Source organism: Pseudomonas sp. SIMBA_067 (genome assembly GCF_046534675.1).
GTDB classification, from domain to species: domain Bacteria; phylum Pseudomonadota; class Gammaproteobacteria; order Pseudomonadales; family Pseudomonadaceae; genus Aquipseudomonas; species Aquipseudomonas putida.
In genome coordinates this window covers 172,270-182,651 of sequence record NZ_JAWRYH010000006.1, presented here as the reverse complement: position 1 = coordinate 182,651, position 10,382 = coordinate 172,270, and the positions used below count along the sequence as shown (strand labels likewise).

At 65.1% G+C, this 10,382-nt stretch carries 8 protein-coding genes; 5 read left to right on the top strand and 3 right to left on the bottom strand.

All coding sequences use genetic code 11. From position 1 onward, the window contains the following. Window positions 1-121 precede the first annotated feature (121 nt). The 3 genes from SB765_RS15390 to SB765_RS15380 form a co-directional block, all read right to left on the bottom strand. Window positions 122-1,141 (bottom strand): AraC family transcriptional regulator ligand-binding domain-containing protein, encoded by a 1,020-nt coding sequence (locus tag SB765_RS15390; protein ID WP_410910512.1) that lies wholly within the window; start codon window positions 1,139-1,141, stop codon window positions 122-124. Beyond that, window positions 1,138-2,067, bottom strand: coding sequence for a GGDEF domain-containing protein (locus tag SB765_RS15385; RefSeq protein WP_341795852.1), 930 nt, complete (start codon window positions 2,065-2,067; stop codon window positions 1,138-1,140). The genes SB765_RS15390 and SB765_RS15385 overlap by 4 nt, the downstream gene beginning before the upstream one ends. 93 nt (window positions 2,068-2,160) lie before the next feature. Beyond that, window positions 2,161-3,561 (bottom strand): metallophosphoesterase, encoded by a 1,401-nt coding sequence (locus tag SB765_RS15380; RefSeq protein ID WP_410910513.1) that lies wholly within the window; start codon window positions 3,559-3,561, stop codon window positions 2,161-2,163. 370 nt (window positions 3,562-3,931) lie between these two features. Between SB765_RS15380 and SB765_RS15375 the strand changes: the two genes are divergently transcribed. From SB765_RS15375 to SB765_RS15355, 5 genes are all read left to right on the top strand, one after another. Beyond that, window positions 3,932-6,397: a TonB-dependent receptor gene (locus SB765_RS15375; RefSeq protein ID WP_410931531.1), complete on the top strand. Its 2,466-nt coding sequence runs from the start codon at window positions 3,932-3,934 to the stop codon at window positions 6,395-6,397. A gap of 28 nt (window positions 6,398-6,425) precedes the next feature. Beyond that, entirely contained in the window at window positions 6,426-8,324 is a 1,899-nt protein-coding gene (locus SB765_RS15370) for a phytase (protein ID WP_410931530.1), read from the top strand. 67 nt (window positions 8,325-8,391) lie between these two features. After that, window positions 8,392-9,102, top strand: a complete 711-nt coding sequence (tolQ, locus tag SB765_RS15365; protein ID WP_063425936.1) for a protein TolQ — start codon at window positions 8,392-8,394, stop codon at window positions 9,100-9,102. A 13-nt stretch (window positions 9,103-9,115) separates the two neighbouring features. Beyond that, window positions 9,116-9,559, top strand: coding sequence for a protein TolR (gene tolR / locus SB765_RS15360; protein WP_410910516.1), 444 nt, complete (start codon window positions 9,116-9,118; stop codon window positions 9,557-9,559). 2 nt (window positions 9,560-9,561) lie between these two features. Continuing rightward, window positions 9,562-10,317 carry an energy transducer TonB gene (locus SB765_RS15355; protein ID WP_410931529.1) on the top strand — a complete coding sequence of 252 codons (756 nt, stop codon included), beginning with the start codon at window positions 9,562-9,564 and terminating at the stop codon, window positions 10,315-10,317. The last annotated feature ends 65 nt before the right edge of the window (window positions 10,318-10,382 follow it).

The following is a 10,382-nucleotide window of genomic DNA, read 5'->3' as shown; positions in this document are numbered from 1 at the left end:
CGCATGGAGTTCAAAAAAAGCGTGGGGTCGCGGACCGACGAACCGGCCCACTGCTAGAGGCTCAACACGCCCCATGGCGCGGTCTATTACGTTGGTAATCCCGGCACGACAATCCTGGGCATCAGCCCCACAAGGCTTCCAGTTCACTTGGCACACGCCCGGTCCAGCGCTTGAACGAACGGCGGAAGTTGGTGCTGTCGCTGAAGCCCAGGTACTGCGCAACCGCGTCGTTGCTGTAGCCCTTGACCTGGTAGAGGTACAGCGCCTGATCGCAGCGCACCTGGTCCAGTTGCTCCTGGAAGTTGGACCCATGACGGGCCAGGCGGCGCTTGAACGAAGCGGGGCTGGTGGCGAAGGCGGCGGCTACCCGTTCCAGGTTCAGCGGCTGGCGAATCAGCCCGAGCAGGTGCTCGTAGACCAGGTCGAGAAAACTCGCCCGCCAGCCCCAGGCCGCCAGCTGTGCATCGCAGGCCTGGCGTGCCACGTGCTGGGCGGTCGACCCGGCACCCGGCCAGGCACGCAGCAGGTATTCCCGGGGCAGGCTCATCACCGTGGATGGGCAGTCGAAGGCCAGAGAGTCGCCCAGGTGCACCCAGTACTGCTCGACGTAGGCCGGTTCGGCATGGCGGAACCGGAAGCGCCAGGGCAGGTGCTCTTGTTGCTGGCGCCGCGCGAGGGCCACCACCGCTGTCATGCTGGACTCCAGCAGGAAGCGGCGCTGCTCGTCGATGGCGCAGCTTTCCCGCCAGTACAGGTGCAGGTAGCGCTCATCGAGGCGCAGCACCGGGCTGAGCAACGGGGACAGCAGGGCGCGGTACTGCTCGATGCGCTCCAGGGCCTGCAGCAGGTGGTCGGCCTGCTCCAGCAACAGGCTGGCGGCACCGTGGTGCCCGGGCCACAGGCGCTGGCCGTAGAGAAAGCTGGTGTCGTCGGCATCGAGCAACCGCTGCGCATTGCCGATCAGGCGAAGGAACTGCTGTGGGCTGATCAGCGCTTTGCCGCTGACCACGTCGTCGTAAAACAGCCCGCAGCCGCGTAGCAGGTGATGGGTGTCGATCTGCCGCGAACGCGCCAGGTCGATCAGCGCAGCGGGCAGGTGGTGGGCGGTGATGAAGCGGCTGTCGCCGTCATAGCCGTTCATGCCCGTTGTACCTGGTGCGTCTGGCGGCTCTTGGCCTGGGCCAGGGCGTAGTTGAGGCGTTTCAGCAGGTGGTCTTCGTTTTCGTCCAGCGCCATCACGCTGGCCACCGTGGCGGTCAGGTGCAGGCGTTCGCCATGCCGGCCGGTGTGATGGGCGAGGTGTGCGATGCTCTGGCGCAGCGCGTTGGCCATGGCCTGGGCCTGGCGTTCGCCGGTGTTGGGCAGCGCCGCGACGAAGCGGTCGCCGGCCAGGCGGCAGAGTATGTCGTGCTGGCGCAGGTTGAGCAGCAGCAGTTGGGCGACCACTTGCAACACCAGATCGCCTTCTTCCTGGCCATAGCGCTGGTTGATCTGGTTGAAATCGTCCAGGTCGACGACGATCAGCGACAGGGCTTGCTGTTCGCGGGCGGCTTGGGCAATGGCCTGCTGCAGGTGCTGGCGCAGGTACCGGGCACCGGACAGCGGGGTGAGCTTGTCGAACAGGCGGTGCTCGCGGAACAGTTGCTCACGCTTGCGCATCTGCGCGGTGATGGCGTGCTGTTCCTGCTGCAGGTGGTACATGCCCAGGGTCAGCAGCAGCATGCCCAGCGGCATGGGCGCAGTCTCCAGCCAGTTGTCCCAGACCGCGTCGTCGGGCAGGCGGATGAATTCGTCGAGGGTGTCCATCCACATCGAAAAGGCGATGAAGCACAGGCCCAGCGAAAGCAGGCGGGTGACCCGGCCAGCAGGGCGCCCGCGTAGCAGCATCACCAGCCAGCCGCAGAGGATCAGGCAAGTGCCGCCCTCGCCGGCGACGTCCATCCAGTTGATCTCGGCCCAGGCTTTAAGCGTGCCGGCGGCGAGGTAGACGAGCAGGCCGGCGTTGGCGGCCAGTACCAGGCCGACCAGCGTAAGGGCGTGCTGTTTGAACAGGGGGCTGGGGCGCATGGGGTGTCCTGTGAGTGTGTTGTTGCCTGTGCTGGCACCGTCGCCGGCACAGGCAGAGCAGCATGCAAGGCGTTTATCTCAATTCGATGACGCTCACTTGCCGCGGGCCGTGCACGGCAGCCCGTCCGGCCCTACGCTGGCCTTGCAGTAACGTTCGTTGGCCAGCGCCAGCTTGGGTTCCTGCAGGAACTTGCGCCCTTTGGCATCACGCGTGATATCGAACGCGTCGTATAGCTGGTCGTCAGCCGAATAGGTGCGCACCTGCAGGCGGTTCTGCTCGACCGTGATGGTCTGGTACAGCTGGGTGTCTTCGGCCGTGCGGTCCGGCTGGTGGCGGGCGCGGTCGTTCAGGCCATACATCTTCGAGCCGGTCACCGAGACCATGTACACCGGGCCGATTGCCTGTCTGGCCTGCTGTGCGGCACGCGTGGCCTGGCGCCCTTGGGCGTGGGTCAGGCGGCTGTAGCAGTGGTCGTGGCCTTGCAGTACCAGGTCGACCTTGTAGCGCTCCAGCAGCGGTTGCCAGGCGGCCTTGAGCGGTTCGGTATCGTCGGGGCGCGCACAGGTATAGACCGGCTGGTGCATGACCACGATGTTCCACTGCGCCTTGCTGCTTTTCAGGGTTTGCTCCAGCCAGTCGGTCTGTGCTTGCAGGGTGCCCAGGTCGAGCGCCGAGGTGCCGTCCAGCACCACGAAGCGCACATTCTGGTAATCGCTGAAGTAGCTGGTTGCCGCCACACCCGGGGCACCGTTGCGCGGCAGGGCGAACTGCGCCGTCACATGAGGGCTGAGGCTACGGCTTTCGCTGCCATCGGGGTTGAGGGTTTCCAGGTACTCGTGGTTGCCGAACGCGGTGAGCTGTGGGATGGCAGCGTACGACCAGCCGCCGGCCTGGTTCCATTCACCCCATTCATCGTCGTGGGCGAGGTCGTCGCGCGATGCCACCAAGTCACCAGCGTGCACCACCAGGGCAGGGTGCGCCACGCTGCGCAGCGCCTGGCGAATGGTGCGCGAGGCGATGGCGAGGATGTCGTTCTGGGTGTCGCCCAGGTAGATGAACGAGAACGGCGCGAACGTGGCCTTGGCCGTGCGGAACTGGTGCCATTCGCTCCAGCCCGCGCTGCCCTTGAGCCGGTAGACGTAGGCGGTGTCTGGTTGCAGGTGTTCCAGGCGCACCTGGTGGTAGTTGGCTGGGCCGTTGTCGCTGTCCAGGCGCTGGGTGCTGCCACTCAATGGGCTGGCCTTGGCTGCCAGCGCAGGGCCGGCGAGGGCCGGGCCGAGCTCCAGCACCGCGTCGGCTTGGGCCAGGTCGGTGCGGTAACTGATGGCCATCTGCGTGGCGGCGTTCTGGCCGGGGGTGAGCACGATACGGTCGGCCAGCTTGCCGGCGGCGTAGGGCAGGCCGGCGGAGCGCGGGATCGGAAGAGGGTCATTGGCCTGGGCATGAGCCTGTGCGGCGCAGAGCAGGGCGGCCATTAGCAGGGGGCGGTGCATGGGGTTTCCTCGATGAGCCCGGAAGGCGTGATGGGCGCAAAGGAAACAAAGGCGGATGACGGTTCTGTTACTGGGCGGGGGGTCGATTTGGCTCAGCTGATCTTCAGGAAAAAACGCGATTTCAAGTGGTCGGTAACGGCCCTGGGCCCCCAGACCGGCCCCACAGCTGCGCCACAGGTTTGCAGGGCATCGCCAGGGCCGCAGCGGGCCTCAGGTCATATCAGCTCAAATTGCGCCGAAAACGATGTTAAAGCCGCGTTTTCAAGCCGCCCCGCCCAGCGCTGTCACGCAAGTGCCACACACCCTTTCTAGCTTTCGCAGCCATTCCCGGGTTCATCGGGTCACTGCAAGCGAGGGTTTCAAGGTGGCAATGCCGTTTCGTCACATCCGCAACGCCGGATTCCGGGTCAGCCTGCTGGCCGTTGCCATTACCACCGCCCCAGCCTGGGCGGAAGATGCGGTCGAGCGGGTCGAGGTGATCGGCCAGGCGGCGAGCATCGACAAGGCGCTGCGCGAGCAGAAAAGCGCCGACAGCATCAAGAGCGTGGTGCATGCCGATGGTGTTGGCCAACTGCCCGACGACAATGCCGCCGAAGCCCTGCAGCGCATCCCCGGGCTGTCGGTGGAGCGCGACCAGGGCGAGGGTCGCTTCGTCAGCGTCCGCGGTATCGCCCCGGACCTTAACAGTGTGACCATCAACGGCACCCTGGTACCGGCCCCCGAGGGCGACCGCCGCGCCGTGGCGCTGGATGTGCTGCCCGCCGAGCTGGTGCAGTCGCTGTCGGTGGTCAAGACCCTGACCCCGGACATGGACGCCAACTCCCTCGGCGGCACCATCGAAGTCGAGAGCCTGTCGGCGTTCGACCATGACGGGCTGTTCTACACCCTTACCGGCGAAGCCAGCCACGACACCAACGTCAGCCGCGACAGCCCGAAGTTTTCCGGCGCGGTCAGCGACCGCTTCAGCCTGGGAGACGGCATCAACAACTTTGGCGTGGCTGCGGCGTTTAGCTGGCAGAAGCGCAAGTTTGGCTCGGACAACGTCGAAACCGGCGGTAACTGGGATTTCGAGGACGGCGCCCGGCTGGAAGAGGTCGAGGCCCGCGACTACCAGATTACCCGTGAGCGCACCGGCCTGGGCCTGAACTTCGATTACCAGCCGGATGACTTCTCCAGCTACTACCTGCGCACCCTCTACAGCAAGTTCAAGGACACCGAGACGCGCAACGCCCAAGGCCTGGAGTTCGCCGACCCGCAGGGTCCCGGCCAGCGTGGCGAGGCCGAAGGCTGGCGCGACTTGAAATCGCGCGAGGACACCCAGGAAATCCAGTCCTACGTACTTGGCGGCGAGCGCATCCTCGACCAGTGGACCATCAGTGCCCAGGCCGGCTACAGCCAGGCCACCGAGCACGATCCGGGTGGCATTGCCGGCGCCAGGTTCGTCGGCGATTTCGACGAGGTCGGCTTCGACGGCACGCGCAAGCCACGGCTAAGCGTGGGCAACGACTTCTACGACCCGGCCCGGTTCACCCTCGACGAAGTGGAGTGGGAGAAGGTGGACGGCAAGGACCAGGAAAAGAACATCCGCCTGGACCTTGCCCGCGACTACGAATTCGCCGACGCCTCGCAGGTCAAGTTTGGCGGCAAACTCAGCCGCCGCGACAAGACCAGCGATACCGAAACCTGGGCCTATGACGGGTTCGATGACATCAGCCTTGCCGATTATCAGGGCAGCAATGTCGACTACGCCCTGGGCAACTTCGGCAACGGCATCAGCGCCAGCGCAATCAAGGGCCTGATCAGTAACCTCGACCGTGCAGCCTACTACGATGAGGAAGCCTCGCGGATCAGTGATTTCGACATGAGCGAGGACATCAACGCGGCGTACCTGATGAACACGCTGGACATCAGCGACTGGCGCCTGATTGCCGGTGTGCGTTACGAAGGTACCAGGTTCGAGGCCAAAGGTACTGGCCTGCGCGACGGTGTGTACGAGAACGTCAGCAGCAACAATCGCTATGACCACTGGTTGCCAGGCCTGCACGCCCGCTACCAGTTGTCGCCGGCCACGGCCATTCGGGCCGCCTGGACCAACACCGTGGTACGGCCAACCTTCGGCCAGCTGGCGCCGGGTTTTGTCATCGATGAGAACGATGCGTCGTTCGGCAACCCCGAACTCAAACCGCTGGAGTCGATGAACTTCGACCTGGGCATCGAGCACTACATGGGCCGCGCCGGCACCGCCTCGGCGTTCCTGTTCTACAAAGACATCGACCATTTCATCTACAGCACCGACCTGGCGGGCACTGGCGCCTGGGTGGACTTCGACGAAGCGCTCACCTTCGAGAACGGCGGGGGCGCCAAGCTGTATGGCCTGGAGCTGGCCTACTCGCAGAAGTTCGACTGGCTGCCGGCACCCTGGAACGGTTTGCTGCTGGGCGCCAACCTCACCCTGAGCAAGTCTGATGCAACCCTGCAAGGGGCCACCGGCAAGCGCAGCATCGACCTGCCCAATCAGTCCGACACAGTGGGCAACTTCATGGTCGGCTGGGAAAACGACCGCTTCAACATGCGCCTGGCCGCCAACTACAAGTCGGGCTACCTGCTGGAGCTGGGGGCCATCGACGACAAGGCCCACGACCAGTATGCCGATGACCAGCTGCACGTGGACTTCAAGGCAGGCTACTTCCTGACCCCCGAGCTGCAGTTGACCTTCGAGGCGCAGAACATCACCGACGAGTCCTATTACGTGTACAGCGGCCACCGTCGCTACAACGCCCAGTACGAAGAATACGGCCCGACCTACAAGGTCGGCCTGACGCTCACCCACTTCTGACCGCACCCTTCAGGGATATTGCCTGCTCATGCGTATGTTCACTTTGTCCATGCTGGGGCTATACGTCGCCTTGGCCCACGCCGGTGCCAACGCGGCGCCGAGCTTCACACTCGACCGCAACGTCATCGACAGCGAAACCAGCCAGTGGCTGGCTCCAACGCCGGCGCTCAAGCAGGCCGAACGCCTGCAACTGACCGCCAGGGCGCTGCAGCTGGTTGACCGCCAGGGCCGCGTACTTGGCGAGTTGCCGGGCCGCTTCGAAACCCTTGACCACCGCACCGATGGCACCGGCCTGATGGTCGCCACCGTCGACAAGAAGCGTCAACAGGCGTTGCTGGCCCGCTTCGATGCACAAAGCGGTTGGGGCGCCCCGCGCTACCTGCCCAAGACCCGCTATGCCATCGAGGGCCTGTGCCTGTGCCTGTACCGCGACAGCGCCGCCAATGACTTCCTGTTCCTGGTTGGCGAGGAGGGCATCGGTGAGCAGTGGCTGGTCGCCGAACATGGCCAGCCGCTGGCCGAGGCGCGCCAGGTGCGCGCCCTGAGCCTGCCGCCGCAGAGCGCGTTCTGCCAGGCGGATGATGCAAGCCATAGCCTGTACGTAAACGAAGAAAACGTCGGCCTGTGGCGCTACGAAGCTGCTGCCGAAGCACCCCTGGTGCGCGAGCCGGTGGACCTGGTGGCACCGTTCGGAAGCCTGGCCAAGGCCGCCGCCGGCGTGGCCCTGGTGCCCGGGGGCCTGATGCTGCTGGACCCGATCGCCAATGCCTTGCACCTGTACCAGCGCCGCGCCGGGCAATGGCTGCGTGATGGAGCCCTGAGCTTGCAAGGGCTGAAAGAGCCGGAGCAGATCAGCGCCCGTGTGAACGACAAGGGCCTGGAACTGTTGCTGGCCGACGACCAGGGTACGCACCTGGCGACGCTGCGCTGGAAGCCAACGCCAGCGCCGATTGCGCCTGCAGTGGTACAGATCAAGGCGCAGGTGCAGACCGACGGCGTGCCCAGCCTTGGCGATGCGGCGGACGACCCGGCGATCTGGGTCAACACGCGCCAGCCCGAACTGAGTCGGGTACTGGGTACCGACAAGAAAGGCGGGCTGCTGGCCTACGACCTGCACGGCAAGCAGCTGCAGGACCTGCGTGTGGGCCGCCTGAACAATGTGGACGTGCGCAAGGGGTTCCAGCTTGGCGAACGTGAGGTCGACCTGGCTGTGGCCAGCAACCGTGACCGCAACAGCCTGCACCTGTTTGCCATCGACCCGGCCAGCGGCCAGTTGAGCGACATCGGCCAGGTGCCGACGGAGCTCAAGGAAATCTACGGCCTTTGCCTTTTCAAGGATGCCGATGCGGCCATTTACGCCATCGCCAATGACAAGGATGGCCGCTTCGTTCAATACCGCCTCGACGGCAGTAGCGGCCAGGCAGGCGGCACCTTGGTGCGCAGTTTCAGCACCGCGACCCAGTCGGAAGGTTGCGTGGCCGACGACCGCTACCAGCGCCTGTTCATCGGCGAAGAAGACCTTGCGGTCTGGGCACTGGACGCCCGTGGCGATGGCCCGACCCGTCTGGACAACGTGATCGGCGTGGGCGGCCTGGTCAAGGACGACATCGAAGGCCTGGCGCTGTACCACGGCAAGGGGGGCGATTACCTGGTGATCTCCAGCCAGGGCAACGACAGCTATGTGGTGGTCGACGCCAAACCACCGTACCGGGTGCGCGGCAGCTTCCAGGTAAGCCTGGACGCCCAGCGCGGTATCGATGGCGCCTCGGAGACCGACGGCCTCGACGTGACCTCGGCCAACCTCGGTGGGCCCTGGGCAAAGGGCCTGCTGGTCGTGCAGGACGGTCGCAAGCGCATGCCCGAAGGCAACCAGAACTACAAGTACGTGCCGTGGGCGGCAGTGGCCGAAGCCTTCGGCCTGGAGTAACGGCCGCCTGTCATGCCAGCGCAACCTGATTGCCTTTGACTAAGACTCACATTGAAAGGACACCCCCATGCAAACCCCAACTCCGCTCGAACACACCACCGTCTGGGGCCTGGTCAGCGAAGCCAGCCTGGTGGTCCAGGCCGTCATGCTGTGCCTGGCCCTGGCCTCGCTGCTCAGCTGGTACCTGATCATCCAGCGTGGCAGCCGTCTGCGCCGTAGCGAAGCGCACAGCCGGGCATTTCTCAAGCAGTTCCGCGAAAGCGAAGTCGGCCAGCTGTATCAGGGCATCAAGGCGCAACAGCCTCACGTCGATGCCGGGCTGCAGCAGCTTTTCGTTTCCGGCTACCAGGCGTTCCAGCAGCTGCAACCAGGCCAGCAGCCCGACAGCGTGCTGGAAGGCGTCGAACGCAGCCTGCTGGTGACCATCGCCGAGCAGGAAGAGCGCCTGGAGCAGGGCTTGCCGTTCCTGGCCACGGTCGGCTCGGTCAGCCCCTACATCGGCCTGTTCGGAACCGTGTGGGGCATCATGAATTCGTTCCTGGGTTTGTCCCAGGTGCAGCAGGCGACCCTGTCGACCGTGGCCCCCGGTATTGCCGAAGCGCTGATCGCCACCGCCATAGGTCTGTTTGCGGCGATTCCGGCAGTGATGGCCTACAACCGTTACTCGGCGCGCAGCCAGACCTTGATCAGCCGCTACTACGCCTTTGGCAACGAACTGCAAGGCCGCCTGCAACGGCGTTTGCAGGGCCACGCCAGCAACCTGGCGGCAGCGGCCTGAGGAGGAACACGCGATGCTCGCCAGACCCGTCCGCAAGCATGGCCTGAAGGCCGAAATGAACGTGGTGCCGTACATCGATGTGATGCTGGTGCTGCTGGTGATCTTCATGGTCACTGCACCGATGCTGGTGCAGGGCGTGCAGATCGAGCTGCCCAAGGTGGCCGCCGAGGCGCTGCCGGCACCCGGCCAGCAGCGCATCGTCACGCTCTCGGTGAAGGCCGATGGCAGCTACTACTGGAACCTGGGCAGCGAGGTCGACACCCGTAGCCAGACCGACAGCGCCGTCGACACCGCACAGATGCGCGACAAGATTGCAGCTATCGTCGCCCAAGACCCGCAGACCCAGGTGTACATGCGCGCCGACCGCAACACCGAATACGCCGCAGTGGTGGCCGGTATCGCCGAGTTGCAACGCGGTGGGGTCAGCCGCCTGGGCCTGATCACCGAGGCGCCGTGACCATGAGCAACCTGACTTTTGACCCTGCCAGCTGGCGCGACCACGGTATGGCGTTTGGCGTGGCGTGCGCCTTGCACGCGGGGTTGGCCTACCTGCTGTTCAACCTGTCGCATACGCCAGAGCTTGCGGCTTTACCAGCGTCCGTGATCCACACCCAGCTGGTGAGCTTGCCGGCACCTGTAGTGGTGCCTGAGCCGCCAGCGCCTGAGCCCGTGACCCAGCCTGTTGTCGAGAAACCTTCGTCGCCGCCACCAAAAGCCCAGGCACCGGTCGTGGATGAGGCAGCGTTGGCCCTCAAGCGTGTGCAGCAGCATAAGCGCGACCTACAACACAAGCGCGATCAACAACAGCGCCAGGAACAGGAGCAGGTCCGCAAGCAGCGCGAGGAGGCTGAGCGGCGCGAGCAGCAACTGGCGCAGCAAGAGCAGGCACGTCAGCAGCAGGCGCGAGAGGCTGCTGCCCAGGCCCGTGCGGCAGCCGAGGCGGCCAGCCGGCAGTACCTGCCCATCGCCAAGGAGGCCCCGGATTACCCGCAACGGGCGCTGGATCGCAATATCGAGGGGGAATGCACGGTCGCCTACACGGTCACGCCGCAAGGCCAGGTCAGTGACCCGCAGGTGGTCGGCCAGTGCCATCCGTTGTTCGTCAAACCGTCGCTGGCAGCGGCAAAGCGCTTCCGTTACCAGCCCCGGATGGTGAACGGGCAGGCGGTGGCGGTGGCCAATGTCAAAAATACCTTCACCTACAAGATTCGATGAATCCCGGCCGGAGGGGCATGTGCGTGGCGTTCATGAAGTGCGCGGTGGGCTTTGTTCAAGAAACT